The organism is Micromonospora coxensis, from assembly GCF_900090295.1.
Taxonomy (GTDB): Bacteria; Actinomycetota; Actinomycetes; order Mycobacteriales; family Micromonosporaceae; genus Micromonospora; species Micromonospora coxensis.
The window spans coordinates 4,096,673-4,114,964 of record NZ_LT607753.1; the positions used below are offsets into that span (position 1 = coordinate 4,096,673).

General features: G+C 73.6%; 17 protein-coding genes and 1 riboswitch. Of the genes, 11 read left to right on the plus strand and 6 right to left on the minus strand.

Annotated features, from left to right (window positions below; genetic code table 11):
* Nucleotide 1 precedes the first annotated feature (1 nt).
* The 6 genes from eccCa (at nt 2) to GA0070614_RS31435 (ending at nt 8,285) form a co-directional block, all read left to right on the plus strand.
* Nucleotides 2–3,964: a type VII secretion protein EccCa gene (gene eccCa, locus GA0070614_RS18745; RefSeq protein WP_088977185.1), complete on the plus strand. Its 3,963-nt coding sequence runs from the start codon at nt 2–4 to the stop codon at nt 3,962–3,964.
* Between the two features lie 267 nt (nt 3,965–4,231).
* A complete protein-coding gene (locus GA0070614_RS18750) occupies nt 4,232–4,540 on the plus strand; it encodes a WXG100 family type VII secretion target (RefSeq protein ID WP_088977186.1) in 309 nt (102 codons plus the stop codon).
* Nucleotides 4,541–4,568: 28 nt separating this feature from the next.
* Nucleotides 4,569–4,847 carry a WXG100 family type VII secretion target gene (locus GA0070614_RS18755; RefSeq protein WP_088977187.1) on the plus strand — a complete coding sequence of 93 codons (279 nt, stop codon included), beginning with the start codon at nt 4,569–4,571 and terminating at the stop codon, nt 4,845–4,847.
* An 84-nt stretch (nt 4,848–4,931) separates the two neighbouring features.
* Entirely contained in the window at nt 4,932–6,353 is a 1,422-nt protein-coding gene (locus tag GA0070614_RS18760; RefSeq protein ID WP_088977188.1) for a S8 family serine peptidase, read from the plus strand.
* 33 nt (nt 6,354–6,386) lie between these two features.
* Nucleotides 6,387–6,941, plus strand: a complete 555-nt coding sequence (locus tag GA0070614_RS18765; protein WP_088977189.1) for a hypothetical protein — start codon at nt 6,387–6,389, stop codon at nt 6,939–6,941.
* 15 nt (nt 6,942–6,956) lie between these two features.
* Complete coding sequence (locus GA0070614_RS31435) at nt 6,957–8,285, plus strand: WXG100 family type VII secretion target (protein ID WP_157745040.1); 1,329 nt, start codon at nt 6,957–6,959, stop codon at nt 8,283–8,285.
* A gap of 119 nt (nt 8,286–8,404) precedes the next feature.
* Here GA0070614_RS31435 and mycP read toward each other — a convergent pair whose 3' ends face one another.
* Together mycP and GA0070614_RS18780 are read right to left on the minus strand one after the other, a co-directional pair.
* Entirely contained in the window at nt 8,405–9,643 is a 1,239-nt protein-coding gene (gene mycP / locus GA0070614_RS18775; protein ID WP_231933327.1) for a type VII secretion-associated serine protease mycosin, read from the minus strand.
* Nucleotides 9,644–9,707: 64 nt separating this feature from the next.
* A complete protein-coding gene (locus GA0070614_RS18780) occupies nt 9,708–10,031 on the minus strand; it encodes a helix-turn-helix transcriptional regulator (protein ID WP_088977192.1) in 324 nt (107 codons plus the stop codon).
* A gap of 207 nt (nt 10,032–10,238) precedes the next feature.
* On the opposite strand from GA0070614_RS18780, the gene GA0070614_RS18785 reads away from it, so the two are divergent.
* Complete coding sequence (locus GA0070614_RS18785; RefSeq protein WP_088977193.1) at nt 10,239–10,895, plus strand: carbonic anhydrase; 657 nt, start codon at nt 10,239–10,241, stop codon at nt 10,893–10,895.
* Nucleotides 10,896–10,958: 63 nt separating this feature from the next.
* On the opposite strand, the gene GA0070614_RS18790 is transcribed toward GA0070614_RS18785, so the two are convergent.
* The gene (locus GA0070614_RS18790) at nt 10,959–11,978 is read right to left on the minus strand and encodes a coiled-coil domain-containing protein (RefSeq protein ID WP_088977194.1); all 1,020 of its coding nucleotides are present in this window, start codon (nt 11,976–11,978) and stop codon (nt 10,959–10,961) included.
* Nucleotides 11,979–11,982: 4 nt separating this feature from the next.
* Nucleotides 11,983–12,113, minus strand: a riboswitch (cyclic di-AMP (ydaO/yuaA leader).
* 166 nt (nt 12,114–12,279) lie between these two features.
* A complete protein-coding gene (locus GA0070614_RS18795; RefSeq protein WP_088977195.1) occupies nt 12,280–13,629 on the minus strand; it encodes a YibE/F family protein in 1,350 nt (449 codons plus the stop codon).
* A 299-nt stretch (nt 13,630–13,928) separates the two neighbouring features.
* Here GA0070614_RS18795 and GA0070614_RS18800 point away from each other — a divergent pair, with 299 nt between their 5' ends.
* The 3 genes from GA0070614_RS18800 to GA0070614_RS18810 all read left to right on the plus strand — a co-directional run bounded on the left by GA0070614_RS18800 (nt 13,929) and on the right by GA0070614_RS18810 (nt 17,212).
* Nucleotides 13,929–15,953, plus strand: coding sequence for a heavy metal translocating P-type ATPase (locus GA0070614_RS18800; protein WP_088977196.1), 2,025 nt, complete (start codon nt 13,929–13,931; stop codon nt 15,951–15,953).
* Between the two features lie 29 nt (nt 15,954–15,982).
* Nucleotides 15,983–16,504: a hypothetical protein gene (locus GA0070614_RS18805; protein WP_088977197.1), complete on the plus strand. Its 522-nt coding sequence runs from the start codon at nt 15,983–15,985 to the stop codon at nt 16,502–16,504.
* Between the two features lie 69 nt (nt 16,505–16,573).
* Nucleotides 16,574–17,212, plus strand: a complete 639-nt coding sequence (locus GA0070614_RS18810) for a DUF305 domain-containing protein (RefSeq protein ID WP_088977198.1) — start codon at nt 16,574–16,576, stop codon at nt 17,210–17,212.
* Between the two features lie 95 nt (nt 17,213–17,307).
* Here the strand turns inward: GA0070614_RS18810 and GA0070614_RS18815 are convergent, their stop codons facing one another.
* Together GA0070614_RS18815 and GA0070614_RS18820 are read right to left on the minus strand one after the other, a co-directional pair.
* Nucleotides 17,308–17,532, minus strand: a complete 225-nt coding sequence (locus tag GA0070614_RS18815) for an SHOCT domain-containing protein (protein WP_088977199.1) — start codon at nt 17,530–17,532, stop codon at nt 17,308–17,310.
* A gap of 127 nt (nt 17,533–17,659) precedes the next feature.
* Nucleotides 17,660–17,959, minus strand: a complete 300-nt coding sequence (locus GA0070614_RS18820; RefSeq protein ID WP_088977200.1) for a metal-sensitive transcriptional regulator — start codon at nt 17,957–17,959, stop codon at nt 17,660–17,662.
* 96 nt (nt 17,960–18,055) lie between these two features.
* Between GA0070614_RS18820 and GA0070614_RS18825 the strand changes: the two genes are divergently transcribed.
* Nucleotides 18,056–18,265, plus strand: coding sequence for a heavy-metal-associated domain-containing protein (locus tag GA0070614_RS18825; protein WP_088977201.1), 210 nt, complete (start codon nt 18,056–18,058; stop codon nt 18,263–18,265).
* Nucleotides 18,266–18,292: the final 27 nt, after the last annotated feature.

Here is an 18,292-nt window from a genome sequence, read left to right on the forward strand (position 1 = left end):
CGTGAGCACGGTCGTGTTCCGTCGGCTTCCACGGAAGGCGGGGCCACCGCTGCCCCGGGGTGAGGTTCTGCTGGAGTCTCCTCCGGAGCTGCCCGAACAGACCCCCCGCAGCCTGGGCCAGATGCTGATGATCCTGCCGATGCTCTGCGGCGTCGGCGCGATGGCCTTCCTCTACGCCGGCCGGGGCGGCAGCACCATGACGTACGTCGCCGGTGGCCTGTTCGGTGTCTCCATGCTGGGCATGGCCCTCGGCACGATGAGCCACGGCAACAACGACAAGGCCGAGCTGAACGCCGAGCGGCGCGACTACATGCGCTACCTGGCCCAGATGCGCAAGCGCACCCGCCGCGCCGCCGAGCAGCAGCGGGCCGCGATGACCTGGCGGCACCCCGAGCCGGACGCGCTCTGGTCGATCGCCGCCTCCCGGCGGATGTGGGAACGGCGGATCACCGAGGACGACTTCGGTGAGGCGCGGATCGCCACCGGCCCGCAGCGGCTGGCCGTGGAGATCGTCCCCCCGGAGACCAAGCCGGTGGAGGACCTGGAGCCGATGAGCGCGATCGCGCTGCGCCGGTTCGTCCGGGCCCACTCCAGCGTGCCCGACCTGCCCACCGCGCTGTCCCTGCGGTCGTTCAGCCGGATCGTGCTGCGCGGCGACCGGGACCCGGTGCTCGACCTGACCCGGGCCGCCCTGGCCCAGCTGGTCACCTTCCACGCCCCGGACGACCTGATCCTCGCGGTGGTCGCCGCGCCGGACCGGCAGCCGGCGTGGGACTGGGTGAAGTGGCTGCCGCACGCGCACCACAGCGCGCGCACGGACGCGGCGGGCGCCCGCCGGCTCGTCTTCGCCAGCCTGGCCGAGGCCGAGGAGTCGCTCTCCGCCGAACTGGCCGGCCGGCCCCGCTTCACCCCGGAGGCCAAGCCGCTGACCACCGCGCCGCACGTGGTGGTGGTGATCGACGGCGGTGAGGTCTCGGCGACCTGCCAGCTGATGGGGGCGGGGCTGCTCGGCGTCACCACCATCGACCTCTCCGGCGCCGTTCCGCGCGACGCCGGCCGCTGGCTGCTCTGCCTGGACGCCGGTGACGGCAGCTCGCTGGAGCTGGTCCGGGGCACCGCGAACTCCCGGCTCGGCACGCCGGACCGGCTCAGCGCCGAGGCGGCCGAGGGGCTGGCCCGGCAGATCGCCCCGTACCGGCTCTCCCAGCAGCAGACCACCTCCGAGGAGCCGCTGGCGCGCAGCATGGAGCTGCCGGACCTGCTCGGCGTCGGCGACGCCGCGGCGGTGGACGTGCAGCAGACCTGGCGGCCCCGCAGCCACCGCGACCGGCTGCGCATCCCGCTCGGCGTCGGCCCGGACGGCAACGTCGTGGAGCTGGACTTCAAGGAGTCCGCGCACGAGGGCATGGGCCCGCACGGCCTGGTGATCGGCGCGACCGGTTCGGGCAAGAGCGAGCTGCTGCGCACCATCGTCGGCGCGCTCGCCGTGACGCACTCCTCGGAGGAGCTCAACTTCGTCCTGGTCGACTTCAAGGGTGGTGCCACCTTCGCCTCGCTGGAGGCGCTGCCGCACACCAGCGCGGTGATCACCAACCTGGCCGACGAGCTGCCGTTGGTCGACCGGATGCGCGACGCGCTCGCCGGCGAGATGACCCGCCGGCAGGAGGTGCTGCGGGCGGCCGGCAACTACGTCTCCCGGTTCGACTACGAGAAGGCGCGGGCGGCCGGTGAGCCGCTCGACCCGATGCCCAGCCTGCTGATCATCTGCGACGAGTTCAGCGAGCTGCTGGCCGCCAAGCCGGACTTCATCGACCTCTTCGTGATGATCGGCCGGCTCGGCCGGTCGCTCGGCGTGCACCTGCTGCTCGCCTCGCAGCGGCTGGAGGAGGGGAAGCTGCGGGGCCTGGACACCCACCTGTCGTACCGGATCGGTCTGCGGACCTTCTCGGCGGTGGAGAGCCGCATCGTGCTCGGCGTGCCCGACGCGTACGAGCTGCCGAACGCGCCCGGCCACGGTTACCTGAAGACCGACACCAGCACCATGCTGCGGTTCCGGGCCGCGTACGTCTCCGGGCCGTACCGGGCGCCGGGGCAGAGCCCGCAGTCGTCGCGGGCGATGGTGCAGCGCCGGATCGTCCCGTACGGGGTGAACTTCGTGCCGGTGCAGGTGCCGCAGACCCCGGTCGAGGCGACCCCGGCGGAGGAGAAGCCCGCCGACGGCAAGGCCGTGGCGATGCTGGACGTGCTGATCGACCGGATCAAGGGCCGGGGCGCGCCGGCCCACCAGGTGTGGCTGCCGCCGCTGGCGGAGCCGCCGAGCCTGGTCGAGCTGCTGCCGCCGCTGGCCGTCCACTCGACCTTCGGCCTGTGCACCGCGACCTGGCCGGGCCGGGGGCAGCTCACCGTCCCGGTGGGCGTCGTCGACCGGCCGTACGAGCAGCGGCGCGACCCGATGATGGTGGAACTGGCCGGCGCGGGCGGCAACGTGGTCATCGTCGGGGCGTCGCTGAGCGGCAAGAGCACCCTGCTCCGCTCGATGATCGCCTCGCTGGCGCTCACCCACACCCCCCGCGAGGCGCAGTTCTTCTGCCTCGACTTCGGCGGTGGCGCGCTGCGCAGCCTGGACGGGCTGCCGCACGTCTCCGGCGTCGCCGGTCGGCGGGACACCGAGGCGGTCCGCCGTACGGTGGCCGAGGTGGTGGCCGTCCTGGACGACCGGGAGACCCGCTTCGCCCAGCACGGCATCGACTCGGTCGCCAGCTACCGGCGCCGCCGGGCGGCCGGCGAGTTCGCCGACGACCCGTTCGGCGACGTCTTCCTCGTGGTGGACGGCTGGAACACGCTGCGCCAGGAGTACGAGGAGCTGGAGCAGACCATCACCAACCTGGCCAACCGTGGCCTCGGTTTCGGTGTGCACGTGGTGCTGACCGCGGTCCGCTGGGCGGAGATCCGGATCAACATGCGGGACCTGCTCGGCACCAAGCTGGAGCTGCGGCTCGGCGACGCGAACGAGTCGGAGATCGACCGGCGGGCCGCGGCGAACGTGCCGACCGGCGCGCCCGGACGCGGCCTGACCCGGGACAAGCTGCACTTCCTCGCCGCGGTGTCCCGGATCGACAACCGCCGGGACATCGACGACCTCACCGAGGCGTCGGTCAAGCTGGCGCGGCACGTCGCGGACGCGTGGCCGGGCGAGCCGGCGCCGAAGGTCCGGCTGCTGCCGCGCAAGCTGCCCTTCGCCGAGCTGCTGCGGATCTCCGACCGGTCCGCGCCGGGCCTGCCGATCGGGGTCAACGAGTCCGCGCTCGCCCCGGTCCACCTCGACCTGGCGAACGAGCCGCACCTCACGGTCTTCGGTGACGCCGAGTGCGGCAAGACCAACGTGCTGCGGCTGATCGCCCGGGGCATCGTCGAGCGGTACACCCCGGCCGAGGCCCGGATCGTCATCGCCGACTACCGGCGCGGCCTGCTCGGCGCGGTCGAGGGGGACCACCTGCTCGACTACGCCCCGTCGAACCAGGTCTTCAGCCAGGGCCTCGGCTCGATCCGCTCGGCGTTGCAGAACCGCCTGCCGGGCCCGGACGTCACCACCGCCCAGCTGCGGGACCGCAGCTGGTGGAAGGGGCCGGACCTGTACATCCTGGTCGACGACTACGACCTGGTCGCCTCCGGCGGCAGCAACCCGCTCAGCGCCCTGCACGAGCTGCTGCCGCAGGCGCGCGACATCGGGCTTCACCTGATCGTTACCCGACGGGTCGGTGGCGTCGCCCGGGCCCTCTACGAGCCGGTGCTGCAACGTCTGCGCGAGCTGGACTCGCCGGGCCTGCTGATGTCCGGCAACCGGGAGGAGGGCGCCGTCTTCGGCACGCTGCGGCCCAGCCCACAGCCGCCGGGACGGGGCACCCTGGTGCGTCGCCGGGACGGTCAGCAGCTCATCCAGACCGCCTGGGTGGAGCCGGTCTGACCTCCGGTGGCCGGGGTGGGTTCCCGGCCACCCGTCGTGGCCGCGGCGAATGGTGACGTTCGTCGATTGACGGTATCGACGTGGACGTGGCGGTGAGGTCTGTCCACAATGACACCAAACACGTCACGTCCCGCCCCGGGCAGGGCTGCGGCCGTTGGACACGGTGAGCTACCGTCTCCCATGAGTGTCCGTCGGTGGGGTTCGGCCTTGCCGCGGGGGAGGGCGCGGCAGTTTCCGCCGCCACAAGAAGACGGAAGGGTGTGAAGCATGGCGTTCGAGGTCGAAGCAGCGACTCTGCATACCGCCGCGAGTGACGTGCGGTCCACGCGCAGCGAGGTCGACGGCGAGCTGAAGAAGCTGTGGAACGTCGTGGACGACCTGGCCATCGCCTGGAAGGGGCAGGCGTCCACCGGCTTCCAGTCGCTGATGACGCGCTGGAACGAGGACACGGTCAAGCTGCTGACGGCGATGGACAACATCGCCGACCTGCTCGACAAGTCGGGTACGACGCACCAGGTCAACGACGAAGAGCAGCAGCAGATGCTGGACAAGTTCCACTCTGCTCTCAACCCGTGATCCGCCGAGACGAGCAGGGGAGGAATCAATGAGCATCAAGGTCGATTACGCGGTCCTCGAGAGCGCGAACCAGCAGATGCAGTCCATCTCGAAGACCATCGACGAGAAGCTGGACACGCTGCGGTCGATGCTGTCGAAGCTCCAGTGGGACGGTGAGGACCGGGCCGCCTACGAGCAGCACCAGGCGCAGTGGGACACCGCTGTCCGCGACATCAACCGCATCCTCAACGAGATCGGTGGCGCGGTCGGCGTGGCGCGCGAGAACTACGTCTCCACCGAGATGAGCAACGCCAGGGTGTGGGGCTGAGATAATCAGCCGTCGCGGCTCCGGTCCGGTTCGACCGGACCGGAGCCGCACTGCGTTGTCGCCGGTCGAGGTCCTGGGAGTGTCATGCGTACGGGGAAGTCTCTGCGGTCCACCGTGGCCGTGCTGGCCCTGGTGGCCACGACCGGCACGGCACCGTTGGTGGCGCCGGCTCCGGCCCGCGCCGACACGGTGCGCGGCCTGCAGTGGTATCTCGACTCGCTCAAGATCCCCCAGGCCCACAAGATCACCAAGGGGCGCGGGGTCACCGTCGCCGTGCTCGACAGTGGCGTCGATCCCGGCGTCCCGGACCTGCGCGGTCAGGTCCTCGCCGGACGGGGGATCGGCGCGGACACCACCGCCGACGGGCGGGGCACCGACGACAGGATCGCCCACGGCACCGGCATGGCCGGGATCATCGCCGGTAAGGGCGGCGGCGCGATGCGCCAGCTGGGCATCGCGCCCGAGGCGAAGATCCTGCCGGTGTCGCTGGGCGAGCGGATGAACGACGACGAGATCGCCGAGGGCATCCGCTGGGCGGTCGACCGGGGCGCGGACGTCGTCAACATGTCCATCGGCGGCCGCGGCAAGGGCAGCCCCGTGCTTGTCGACGCGGTCCGGTACGCCAACGACAAGAACGTGGTCCTGGTCGCCTCCGCCGGCAACACGAAGCAGGGCGAGTACGAGATCATCTCGCCTGCCAACATCCCCGGGGTCATCGCGGTCACCGGTCTGGGCAGGAACGGGTCCGCGAACTCCGGCAGCGCCACCGGGCGGGAGGCGGTGCTGGCCGCGCCGATGCAGGACATCATCTCGCCCCGCCCCACCTCCGTGATGGACAACGGGTACAGCGTCGGCAGCGGGACCAGTGAGGCGGCGGCCATCATGTCCGGCGTGGTGGCGCTGGTGCGCGCCAAGTACCCCGACCTGGACGCCGCCAACGTGGTGAACCGGCTGATCCGCACCGCCCAGGACCGGGGCCCGGCCGGTCGCGACGACGACTACGGCTTCGGCGCGGTCGACCCGGTCGCGGCGTTGACCCGTCAGGTGCCCGCCGTGGACGCGAACCCGCTGCTCGCCGGGGCGCCCGCCGGCGGGAACGCCTCGCCCCGTCCCGCGCCGTCCGAGTCCGACGACGGCCCGGCCGTCTCGTTCGGCGTGACCAACCGGGCCGGCGCCCTGGTCCAGGGCGCGCTGTGCCTGCTCGTGCCCCTGGCGGTGGCGATCGTGGTCTTCGTGCTGGTCCGCCGTTCCCGGCGTCGCCCGGCCGCCCCGGCCGCCCCGGCGGGCCCGCCGACCGGTGGACCGGGCTTCCCGCCGCCGGGCACCCGGCCCGCGCCCGGCCCGTACCCGCCGGCCCCACCGCCGTACGGGACGCCGCCCGGCGTGCCGTCGCAGCCGGCCGGTCCCTACGCACCCCCCGCCGCGCCGCCGCCCGGCGCCGGCTGGCTGCCACCGGGGGCGACGCCTCCGCCGGCCCCGCCCGCCCAGGGCGGGCACCACCAGTAAGCCAGAGAGTCTGTCGGCAACGGGGAGGAACCGATGACGGACGACAGGACCAAGCAGCCGGACCAGATCGAGGTCGACACCCCCAACGTGCCGGTCGCGCCGACCATCACGCCGTTCGTCTACTTCGACGGCTACACGGCCGACAACGTCAACAAGGCGCACAAGCCGACGCACCTCACCCCCGCACCGGGCGGCGCCGGCGCCACCACCGAGTGGGACGCGAGCAGCCTCGAAGGCGCGATCAAGTGGCTCAACGATCACGCCGACTTCCTCAACAGCCAGTCGTACCGGATGGAGGAGGACATCCGGAAGTGGATGCGCAACCCGGCGGGCGGCGCGGCCGGGATCGGTGGCGGCGGTGACGGGAAGAGCCCGCTCGGGTCGTTCGAGCGGGCGGCCGCGCTCGCGCAGCGGCACGCCGGCCTCTACGACGGCACCCAGACCGCGCTCCGCACGCTCGCCGAGGACCTCTGGAACGCCGCCAAGGCGCTCGAGAAGGTCAAGGAGGACTACGAGACCGCGGAAGGGGCCAACAAGATGACCGCCGACCAGATGGCGCAGGCCCTGGGCAACGGCGCGGCAAGCTGATCGGGGGGAAGACAGATGCCGAGCTGGGAAGAGATGTGCCAGCAGATCGTCGTCGACGGCAGGCCCGGCGACGTCACCAGCGCCGCTCTCGGCTGGGAGCAGTTGCTGAAGAACCTGCGCACGGTGAAGGAGAACCTGGAGAAGAACGTCAAGGACCTCGGCGAGACCTGGAAGGGCCCCGCGTACGAGTCGTTCAAGACGCACGTCGAGGGGCTCGCCAAGCGGACCGGCGGGGTCGTCGAGGATGCCGAGAAGCACGACGGCATCGTCCAGTCGCTGAAGCAGGCGGCCAACGACCTCACCGTGGCCCAGCAGAACTTCCCCATCCCGGCGAGCTGCGTCAACGACGTGCTGGAGGCGCGTAACGCCAAGCTCACGATCAGCGCCGGCTTCTTCGAGATGAAGGTCAAGCCCGACTTCCTCGGCTGGGTCGACCCGATCAGCTCGATGATGGACTGGTTGAACGACAAGACCGAGGACGCGGCCCGGGTCTACGACCAGGTGAGCAGCAACTACCTCGGGATCGAGGAGCGCGCGCCGGGCTCGGTGACCGACAAGGGCGCGCAGAACCCGGACCTCGGCCGGCCCGACCTGACCACCGGCGGCGGTGGCGGCGGGGGCGGTGGCGGTGTGCCGAGCATCGGCGGCTCGCCGTCGACCGGCGGCGTGGGCGGTGGCGGCAGCCCCTCGCTCAGCGGCTTCGAGCCGCCCTCCGGCACCGGTTCGGGCACGCCGGGCATCGGCTCCGGCACCCACCCCGGCCTGACGCCGGGCACCGGCGGCTTCGGCGGCGGCTCGGGTGGCGTGGGGGGTCTGCCGGGCACCGGCAGCCTCGGTGACGAGTACGGCAGCGGTCTGGCCGGCGCGGGCGGCGGGCTCGGCACCCTGCCCGCCGGCGGCGGTGGCGGTCTGCCCAGCACCACCGGCCTCGGCGGCGGCGCCGGCCTGGGTGGCGGTAGCGGCCTGGGTGGCGGCGGCATGGTCCCCGGCGGCGGCGCGCTCGGCAAGCCGGTCACCGCCGGCATGCCCCCGATGATGGGCGGCGCGGCCGGCGCCGGTGGCGCGGGCCGGGGCGGTGGCGGCCGGGGGGCCGGCCGGCTCGGCGGCATGGGCGCCGCGATGGCCCCCGGCATGGGTGGCGCTGCCGGTCGCGGTGGCGCCGGCAAGGGCGCGGGAGGCGTCCGGGGCGCCACCGCGGGCGCGGGCCGTGGCGGCGTGGCCGGCATGGGCGGCGGCCACGGGGCCGGCTACGGCGAGGAGGAGGCCGCCCGCAACAGCTGGCTGGAGGAGGACGAGGACGTCTGGGGCGCGGACGGCGACGCCACGCCCGGCATCCTGCGCTGACCCGACGACGAAGCGCCGCCCGCCGGCATCCGGTGGGCGGCGCTTCGTCGTGTCCGGGTCGGACGGTGGGCCGGGGGCCCGGCCCGCGTGGTGCCCTGTCCCGAGGCGGCCCGGGATGGTCAGGCGTCGGCGGGTTCGGTGCGGCGTCCCGGTCGCCAGCCGCGTCGCCGGCCCAGGGCCACGACCGGACGGGCGATCAGCAGCCCGGCGGCGAGCAGCGCCGCCACCCCGGCCGCCCAGAGGGCCACGGTCCACTGCCGGCCCAGCGGGTCCTCGTCCGAGGCGGGTGGGGGCATCGCGCCGGCCGGCGGGTCGGTCCGGGTGCCGAGCAGGCTGGTCAGCGCACGGTACGGATTGACCACGCCGTACCCCAGTTGGGCGTTGTGGCCGTCGGGCGGGTTGTCCGCGGTCCGGGTCAGCCGGTAGGCCACCTGCTGCGGGGTGAGGTCGGGGCGGGCGGAGCGGAGCAGCGCGGCGGCGCCGGAGACGTACGCGGCGGCGAAACTCGTCCCGCCCTCCGGCTCGGCGAGGTAGCCCTGCCCGCCGGGGGCGGGGCCGACGATGTCCAGCCCGGGGGCGGCGATGTCGACGTAGTTGCCGCTGACCGAGCTGCCGACGTGGCCGCCCTCCCGGTCCACGCCCGCCACCGCGATCACGCCCGGGTACGCGGCCGGGTACGCCGGCAGGTCCCGCTGGTCCTGTGCCCGGTTGCCGGCGGCGGCGACCACCACGACGCCCTTGTCCAGGGCGTACTGGACGGCGTCCTTCAACTGCGGGTGGTCGATGGTGACGAGGGACAGGTTGATCACCTGGACGTCCTGGTCGGCCGCCCACCTGATCGCCGCCGCGATCTGCACGGGCAGCCCGGGGTCGTTGGTCCGCTGCGTGTCGGGCAGCACGCGTACCGGCAGGATGCGCGCGCCGGGCGCGACGCCGCTGTACGGGGCACCGGTGTCGTCGCGGCCGGCGATGATGCCGGCGACGATCGTGCCGTGTCCGGCCTGGTCGCACCGGCCCTGCATCTGCGCCAGGCCGTTGAAGTCGCGGCCTTCGCCCACCTGCCCCTTGAGCAGCGGATGGACCGGGGAGACGCCGGAGTCGACCACGGCCACGGTGACCCGTTCACCCCGGGTGATCCGCCAGGCGGACGCCGGATCGAGCCGGCGCAGCGCCCACGGCGTCTCGGTGGGGGCCGCCCCGCCGGCCGGGGCGGGGCACTTCGGTTCGGCCCGGGCCGGGGCGGGCGCTACGACGAGCGTGGCGAGCAGGGCCGCCACGACTCCACTGAGGACCGTCCGGGATGGGCGCCGGGTGGGCCCGGTCAGCGCCGTCCCGCCCGGCCGGAAGCTCTCGCGCACGCGGTGAGACTACCGCCGGCGCGCCCGCAGCGCGGTGACGGGCGACCCGGACGGGGCGGGCGGGTCAGCGGGTGGAGTCGGCCGGGTCGCCGGTGAAGAGGGCGAGCAGGTCGCCGACCTGGCGGTCCGACTCCGCCGGGTGCCGGAAGTGGCCGCTCGGGTTGACCGTGTACTCGTTGCGTCGCCCGACCCGGGTCCGTCGCAGGTACCCGCCGGCCTCCAGGTCGGCGACGATCGCCTGGGCGGCCCGCTCGGTGACGCCCACCTCGTCGGCCACGTCCCGCAGCCGGGCGGTGGGATTGCGGGCGATGGCGAGCAGGACGTGTGCGTGGTTGGTGAGGAACGTCCAGTTCCGGGTGCTCCCGTTCTCCGCTGCCATGCCCGCCATCGTATGGCCCCTCCTTCGGATTTACGGTCCGGGCCTCCCCGGACCGCGACCTTTCCGGCCCCACCGGGGAGAAGAGGACCAAAGCATGAAATGTGTATCACGTAAACCTTGACGTACCTTCTGCTGCGTGTGACCGTGGGGGGCGCGGCCGCCTCCGTCGCCGGCCGGTGCGACCAGGCCGATCACGCGCAGGACAGAGGTGCGGCAATGACCCTGACCGATCCCACCCAGGCGCTCGCCGAACTGCTCGCCGGTAACCGGCGGTTCGTCACCGGCGCGCCGCGCCACCCCAACCAGGATGCCGCCCACCGGGCCGCCGTCGCCGACGGCCAGCATCCCTTCGCGGTGATCGTCGGCTGCTCGGACTCCCGCCTCGCCGCCGAGATCATCTTCGACCGGGGCCTGGGTGACCTCTTCGTCGTCCGCACCGCCGGGCACACCGTCGGCTCCGAGGTGCTGGGCAGCGTCGAGTACGCGGTCAGTGTCCTCGGCACCCCCCTGGTGGTGGTGCTCGGCCACGACTCCTGCGGAGCGGTGCAGGCGGCCCGACAGGCGGCCCGCACCGGCGCCACGCCGCCGGGCCACCTGGGCGCCGTGGTCGACGCGGTGACGCCCAGCGTGCGGCGTGCCGCGTCGCAGGGTGTCGACGACGTCGACGGGATCGTGGACATCCACATCGCGCGCACCGTCGAGGCGCTGCTGGACAACTCGGCCGTCCTGGCCGGCGAGGTGGCCGCCGGGCGGTGCGCGGTGGTCGGCCTGTCGTACCGGCTCGCCGCGGGCGAGGCCCGGACGGTGGCCGCGGTGCCCGCCGACGTGCCGGACCGGGCCGGGGACGACCAGGTGGCCGTGGTCGCCCGCTGATCCCCGACACACGACGAGGGCCGCCCCGACCGGGGGCGGCCCTCGTTCCGTACGCGCCGGGCGCTACAGCAGCGACATGTGCACGTGGTCGGTGTGGTTCGACGGTCCGCTGTACGACTTCCAACCCGTCGCCGGGAACCAGATCTGCCGGTTCCAGATGACGTAGTAGATGCCCAGCCGGTCCGCGTTGCGGATCAGGAAGGCGGTGAGGTTGTTGCCGTACATCCGGGTGTCGTTGTTGTGCCAGGGGGCGAAGCCGCTGTTCTGCAGGGACCAGTCGCAGGCCTTGCCCTTCGGGTGCTCCCACGGCCCGCCGGGGCGGTAGCAGCCGGCGAACCGCTTGAAGCCGGCCCGGCGTACCTCCTTGTAGGCGTGCAGGGTGCGCGGCGTGACACAGCCCGAGGTGGTCGGGTCGTCCTCGCTGCACGACTCGGAGCGCCAGCCGCCGTCCGCCGTCCGGCCGGGGGCGATCCGGGCGACCGGGGACGTCGCGTCCACCAGGCCGCCGGTGAAGCCCTTGCCGCCGACGAGCGCGAGGGCCTTCTCCGCCTCCCGGCTCTCCCGGGCCATGTCGTTGGTGAGCTTCTGCTGCTCGCGAACCTCGGCGTCGAGCGCCAGCTTGGCCTGCTCCGCGCGGTTCTTGACGGCGGTCACCTCGGCCAGCTTCTGCCCGTTGACCATGTTCAGCTCGTCCAGGGCGGCCGCGCGTCGGACGAACGAGTCGGGCGCGTCGCTCTCCAGCAGCATCGACACCGCGCCGATCCGGCCGGTCCGGTACGACTGGGCGGCGATCTGGGTGACGTGCGGCTTGAGCGCCTCCAGCTCGTCCTGCGCCCGCCGTACCTCCATGGCGAGTTCGAGCTGGCGCTTCTTCGACTTCTCCAGCTTCGACTTCGCCTTGCTGTACTCGCGGTTGCGCAGCTCGATGACGTCGGTGAGCAACTTGGGCTCGTCGTCCTCCGCGTGCCCGGAGGGGGTGGGGGTCGAGGGGGCGGCAATGGCGGGGGCCGCGCCGGCGAGGATGGCCAGGGCGGCGAGCACGGACACCACCGGAGTCATCCAGCGGCGCAGGGGTGCCGTCACAGTGTTCCCTTCCGTCGACCGCCGACCGGGTTAGCTGACGGGTTCGGGACGGAAGTGGCCCCTACCGCTGTCGCGGATTCACCCCAGGTACCTGGTTCCCCGGCTCGCCTCGCGGCGATTGGGCGGCGGCACCGCAGGCGCCGCTGCGCGCCTTCGGCGGTGACCGGCAGCGAGGTTACCTGACAGTCGTACCGGTGAGCTACGTCCTGAACCCGACTAAAAGCGTTATTTCGTCGTGGCGTTGCGTGACGAGTGACGCGTTCGTCAGGTTCCGGGTCGTCGGCGGTCACGCTGTGGAGTTTCACCATGCGGTGTCCGTGCTCCTTCCGGGGTCGGGCCACCGTGCGGGGGCCGGGGTGGACGGGGTGCCGGGACGGCCCGCGCTCAGCGCCTCCAGCGCGGCGTCCCGGTCGACGGCGGGGCGAGGCTTCGGGGTGGGATCCGGGTCGCGCACCGGGTCGGCCTCCGGAGCGCGGCCGGCGGTGGTGACCAGCGCGGCCAGGCCGGTGGTCAGCGGTACGGCGGCGATCAGCCCCAGCGTCGCCACCGCGCTGCGGACGATCTCCTGGGCCAGGAACTCGCTGGTGAGGATCTGCCCCACCGGCCGGCTGTCGGCGGTCAGCAGGAGCAGCAGCGGCAGCGAGGCGCCGGCGTAGGCGAGCACGATGGTGTTCACCGTGGAGGCGATGTGCGCCCGGCCGACCCGGGTGGCGGCCCGGTAGAGCTGCATCCGGGACAGCCCGGGGTTGGCGTGCGCCAGCTCGGTGACGGTGGCCGCCTGGGTGACCGTGACGTCGTCGAGCACGCCGAGCGAGCCGATGATGATGCCGGCCAGCAGCAGCCCGTGCAGGTCCACGTCGCGCTGGTACATCGACAGCGTGGTGGCCTCCTCGCTGCCGAACCCGGTCAGGTGCGCGGCGGCGGTGGCCAGGCTGCCGAGGACTCCGGTCAGCACCAGGCTGCCGAGGGTGCCGAGGACGGCCACGGACGTCTGCGCGGTGATCCCGTGGGTGAGGTACAGCACCACGAACATGATCAGGGCGGAGCCGGTGATCGCGATCAGCAGCGGCGAGCCGCCGCCGGAGATGCCCGGCACCACGAAGGTGAGGAGGATGGCGAAGCTCGCGGCCAGCCCGGCGAGCGCCGCGAGGCCGCGCAGCCGCCCGAACGCCACGATCGCGGCCGCGAAGAGCGCCACCAGCCAGATCAGCGGTTCCCCCCGCTGGTGCTCGGCGATGTTGTAGCTGCTGGCCGTCGGGTCCGCCGGGTCGGTCAGCTCCACCAGCACGACCTCGTCGCCCACGGCGACGGTCGGTGCGCCCGGGCCGGCCGGCACCGGCGTCTGGACCTGCTGGCCGGCGTCCGGGCCCTGCTCGACCTTGACCGTCACCGTCCCGCACGGGCCGTCGGCCGTGCCGGGCGACCCCTCGGGCGCCTCCGGCGTCGGCGGGCAGGGCTCGGTCACCACCCGGGTCACCGTGCCGTGGTAGCGCGGCACGTCACCGCCGGTGTCCTTCGTCGGCGTGTCCCGCGGCCAGAGCACCAGCGCGACGATCACCGTGAGGACGAACAGCGGCACCACCGTCGCGACGAGGATCCGTCGCACCCCCGGCGGGGTGGACGGAGCGGGACGGGTGTGGTCGGCGCCCATTGCGAGTCTCCCAACGATCCAGAGCGAGGTACGTGTCAGCCGGCTGGTCGGTTCAGCGGATGGTGCCGGATGTCGTCGTCGACGCCCCCGGATCGCCGGGGAGTGCCGGCGTCGTCACGTACCGCGAGCGGACGTCGTGTCCGCCGGGTGGCGACGGGCCGACGACGGGCCCCGGCGCGGTACGCGGGGCGGTCGCGGCGGTGGGCGCAGGCGTCATCGTCGGTGAATGGTAGCCAGGGTGGGTGTCGGCTCGCCCGGTTCGCCCTGCCCGGAGCGCGCCGAAGCGGCATGTTGGAGGCATGGAGCAGCATGCCGGGCACGGTCAGCAGGGCGGGCGACACGGCGGGCACGACAAGCACGCCGGCCACGATCCCGAGATGTTCCGTCGCCGGTTCTGGGTCTGCCTGGTGCTGACCCTGCCGGTGGTGCTCGTCGGCGACATGGTGATGGACTGGTTCGGGTACTCCCTGGAGTTCCCGGGGCGCTCGCTGGTCGGGCCGGTGCTCGGCTCGGTGGTCTTCTGGTGGGGCGGCTGGCCGTTCCTGATCGGGGCCGTCCGCGAGGTGCGCGACCGGGCCCCGGGGATGATGCTGCTGGTCGCGATGGCGATCACGGTGGCGTACGTGGCCTCGCTGGCGACCAGCCTCGGCGCGTTCGACCTGGACTTCTGGTGGGAGCTGGCCGCCCTGGTCACCATCATGCTGCTGGGCCACTGGCAGGAGATGAAGGCCATCGGGCAGGCCCGGGGCGCGCTCGCCGCGCTGGCCGCCCTGCTGCCCGACGACGCCGAGCGGGTCGGCCCGGACGGGGCCGTCGAGCGGGTGCCGGTCGCGGCGCTGAGCGTCGAGGACGTCGTGCTGGTCCGTCCCGGTGGCCGGGTGCCGGCCGACGGGCGGGTCGTCGAGGGCTCGGCCGAGCTGGACGAGTCGATGGTCACCGGGGAGTCCCGGCCGGTGACCCGCGAGGTGGGGGACCGGGTGGTGGCCGGCACCGTCGCCACCGACTCGGCGATCCGGGTCCGTGTCGAGGCCGTCGGCGACCAGACCACGCTGGCCGGGATCCAGCGCCTGGTGGCCCAGGCCCAGCAGTCCGGTGGGCGGGCCCAGGTGCTCGCGGACCGGTTCGCGGCGCTGCTGTTCTACATCGCCACCGCCACCGCCGTGCTGACCGCCGTGGCCTGGTCCGCGCTGGGCGACCGGGACCAGGCGGTGGTGCGGACCGTCACGGTCCTGGTGATCGCCTGCCCGCACGCGCTGGGGCTGGCGATCCCGCTGGTGATCGCGCTCTCCACCGGGATCGCCGCCCGGTCCGGGGTGCTGGTCCGCGACCAGCTCGCGCTGGAGCGGATGCGGACCGTCGACGCGGTGCTCTTCGACAAGACCGGCACGCTGACGAAGGGCGAGCACGTGGTCACCGGGGTGGCCGCCGTGCCGGGCACCAGCGAGGACGAGGTGCTGCGGCTGGCCGCCGGGGTGGAGGCCGAGAGCGAGCACCCGCTGGCCCGGGCGATCGTCACGGCCGCCGCCGACCGTGGCGGCCCGGCCCCGGCCACCGGCTTCCGGTCGCTGCCGGGCCGCGGCGTGCGCGCCGAGATCGACGGTACGGCGTACGCGGTGGGTGGGCCGGCCCACCTGCGCGAGCAGGGGCTGACGCTGCCCGACGCGCTGACCCCGGAGGCCCGCCGCTGGGCGGAGCGCGGGGCGGCGGTGCTGCACCTGGTCCGCCTGCCGGACACCGTCCTCGGTCTGCTCGCCCTCGCCGACGAGGTGCGACCCGAGGCGCGGGAGGCGGTCGTCACGCTGCGCGCCGAGGGGATCCGGACCATCGCGATGATCACCGGGGACGCCCGGCCGGTCGCCGACGCCGTCGCCGCCGACCTCGGGTTCCGCCCGGGTGACGAGGTCTTCGCCGAGGTGCTCCCGGCCGACAAGGACGAGAAGGTGACCGAACTCCAGCGCCGGGGGCTGCGGGTCGCCATGGTCGGCGACGGGGTCAACGACGCGCCGGCGCTGGCCCGGGCGGACGTGGGCATCGCGATCGGGGCCGGCACCGACGTGGCGATCGAGTCGGCCGGGGTGGTGCTCGCCTCCTCCGACCCGCGCGGGGTCGGTGGCGTGGTCCGGCTCTCCCGGGCCGCGTACCGGAAGATGCTGCAGAACCTGGCCTGGGCGGCCGGCTACAACGTGGTGGCGCTGCCGCTGGCGGCCGGCGTGCTGGCCGGGGTCGGGCTGACGCTCGGCCCGGCGCTCGCCGCCGTGCTGATGTCCGGCTCGACGATCGTGGTGGCGCTCAACGCGCAACTGCTGCGGCGGGTACGCCTCTGACTCCGCCCGGGGTCGGTTAGCGTTGTCGGGTGCGGACGGCGACGGTGGCGACGACCGGGTGGTGGACCCGGCTGCTGCTGCTCGTCTGCACCCTGCTCGGACTGGCCGCCATGCACACCATCGGCCACGGCGGGCACGGCTCCGGCCACCCCGACGGCCACGCCGTCGCGCAGGGCCCGGTGCCACCGGCCGGGGCCCACGTCACCGCTGCGGAGGTCCGGGTCGAGCGGCCGGGGACGCCGGCCGTGGCGGGAGCCGCCACCACGACCACCGTCGTGCCGGTGGCCGGTGACGGGTGCCCGGACGACGGCTGCCGGCACGGGGCGGCGCTGCCCGCCGGTGACCCGGACGGTCACCCCGGGGCGTGGGGCGTCTGCCTGGCGGTGCTCGGCACGCTGACGGTGACCCTGCTGCTCGCGGCGCTGCTGCTCCGGTGGGGACGACCGCGCTCCGGCGCCCACCACCCCGCCGGGCGGTGGGTCGGGTCGCGCGCGCCTCCGGGCCGCCCCGTCGGCCTCCGGCTCGCCACGGTGTCGGTGCTGCGCAGATAGGACGCCCCGGCGCGGTTCCGCCGCGCCCGCCGTCCGCTGCGTCCGTCCTGACACCGAAAGGTTCGAATCATGCTCACTCGTACCATCGCGCGCCGTGCCGCCCTGGCCGGCGTCGCCGGCGCCGCCGTCCTCGCCCTCGCCGCCTGCGGCGGCGGCGACCACTCGTCCGACTCCGGCCACGGCATGCCGGGCGCCGGCGCCACCACCGGCGCCGCCTCCGCGAGCGCCGCGGCCGGCTTCGACGACGACGACGTGATGTTCGCGCAGATGATGATCCCGCACCACCAGCAGGCGGTGCAGATGTCCGAGCTGGCCGACGGCCGGGCCCAGGACCCGGAGGTCAAGAAGCTCGCCGCGGAGATCAAGGCGGCGCAGGCCCCGGAGATCGCCACCATGACCGGTTGGCTGAACGCCTGGGGTCGACCGGTGCCGTCCGGCAGCCCGGACACCGGCGGTCACATGGACCACGGCGGCATGTCGGGGATGATGTCCGACGCCGACATGGCGAAGTTGAAGGCCGCCTCCGGCACGGAGTTCGACCGGCAGTTCGTCACCATGATGATCGCCCACCACGAGGGTGCGATCACCATGGCCAAGCAGGAGATCGCCAACGGCGCCAACGCCGAGGCCAAGGCCATGGCGCAGCAGATCGTCACCGCCCAGCAGGGCGAGATCGACGCCATGAACAAGATCCTCGCCCGGCTCTGAGCCACCCGGCCGGGGACGCCCGGGGCCCGCTCACGGGTCCCGGGCGCTCCGCCGTACGGCCCGGGTGGGCCGTCGGCTCGTCGTGGGCGGAGCGGTCAGCCGGCGGTCCGTAGCACGTCCCGGCGTCGGTGGTACTCCTCGTCGTCGATCTCGCCGCGCGCGTAGCGCTCGTCGAGGATCGTCCGCGCGGTGGAGTCCACCGGCGTCCGGGGCTGCTCCCGGGTCAGGCGGTACGCCAGATAACCCAGTCCCGCCAGCACGGCCAGCGCCAGCAGCGTCCAGACCCACATGGCGCCCATCATCGGGCCGTACCCCATCATGGCCGCCCTCCGTCCACGACTCGGGTGGCCGGTCCGGTGCTCCGGTGGCGCCGGTCCCGGTCGCCACCTGCGACGGTAGTCCCGCGCGCCGCCCGGCGGTCGGGCCGAAGGTCCCGACGTGGGCGGTTCAGCCGCGCTTCATCAGGCGGCCGACGGCGGCCATCATCTCGCTGGCCATCTCGTCGGCCCGGCCCTCGGCGGCGCCCTCGTGCATGCAGTGCCGGGCGTGCCCGTCGAGCAGGCCGAGGGCGACCTTGTCCAGCGCGGCCTGGATCGCGGAGATCTGGGTGAGCACGTCGATGCAGTACCGGTCGTCGTCGACCATCTTCTCGATGCCACGGACCTGCCCCTCCACGCGGCGCAGCCGCGCGAGCAGTTGGTCCTTGCTGGCGCTGTAGCCCCGGGTCGGGGTGCTCGGTGTGGTCATGATGACAAGGATAGCGTACCCCTAGGGGGTATGCTACCGTCACTGGGCGAGCTACCCCAGGGGGGTATAGCATCGCCTCAGGAGAGGAGAACTGCCATGGTCACCACCACGTACCAGGTGAAGGGCATGACCTGCGGGCACTGCGTCAACTCGGTCAGCACCGAGGTGGGCGCGATCCAGGGCGTCCGGGACGTCCAGGTCGACCTGGCCACCGGCCAGGTCACCGTCACCAGCGAGAGCCCGCTGGACACCGACTCCGTACGCGCCGCGGTCGACGAGGCCGGGTACGACCTCGTCGAGGCGTGACGGGTCACCCGACCCGAGAGAACCGAG

Coding starts and splice junctions, on each gene's coding strand:
- GA0070614_RS18785 (WP_088977193.1), top strand. CDS start 10,239: ATGACCCTGACCGATCCCACCCAGGCGCTCGCCGAACTGCTCGCCGGT.
- GA0070614_RS18760 (WP_088977188.1), top strand. CDS start 4,932: ATGCGTACGGGGAAGTCTCTGCGGTCCACCGTGGCCGTGCTGGCCCTG.
- GA0070614_RS18780 (WP_088977192.1), bottom strand. CDS start 10,031: ATGGCGGGCATGGCAGCGGAGAACGGGAGCACCCGGAACTGGACGTTC.
- GA0070614_RS31435 (WP_157745040.1), top strand. CDS start 6,957: ATGCCGAGCTGGGAAGAGATGTGCCAGCAGATCGTCGTCGACGGCAGG.
- GA0070614_RS18800 (WP_088977196.1), top strand. CDS start 13,929: ATGGAGCAGCATGCCGGGCACGGTCAGCAGGGCGGGCGACACGGCGGG.
- GA0070614_RS18825 (WP_088977201.1), top strand. CDS start 18,056: ATGGTCACCACCACGTACCAGGTGAAGGGCATGACCTGCGGGCACTGC.
- GA0070614_RS18810 (WP_088977198.1), top strand. CDS start 16,574: ATGCTCACTCGTACCATCGCGCGCCGTGCCGCCCTGGCCGGCGTCGCC.
- GA0070614_RS18795 (WP_088977195.1), bottom strand. CDS start 13,629: ATGGGCGCCGACCACACCCGTCCCGCTCCGTCCACCCCGCCGGGGGTG.
- GA0070614_RS18750 (WP_088977186.1), top strand. CDS start 4,232: ATGGCGTTCGAGGTCGAAGCAGCGACTCTGCATACCGCCGCGAGTGAC.
- GA0070614_RS18755 (WP_088977187.1), top strand. CDS start 4,569: ATGAGCATCAAGGTCGATTACGCGGTCCTCGAGAGCGCGAACCAGCAG.
- GA0070614_RS18765 (WP_088977189.1), top strand. CDS start 6,387: ATGACGGACGACAGGACCAAGCAGCCGGACCAGATCGAGGTCGACACC.
- GA0070614_RS18820 (WP_088977200.1), bottom strand. CDS start 17,959: ATGACCACACCGAGCACCCCGACCCGGGGCTACAGCGCCAGCAAGGAC.
- GA0070614_RS18815 (WP_088977199.1), bottom strand. CDS start 17,532: ATGATGGGGTACGGCCCGATGATGGGCGCCATGTGGGTCTGGACGCTG.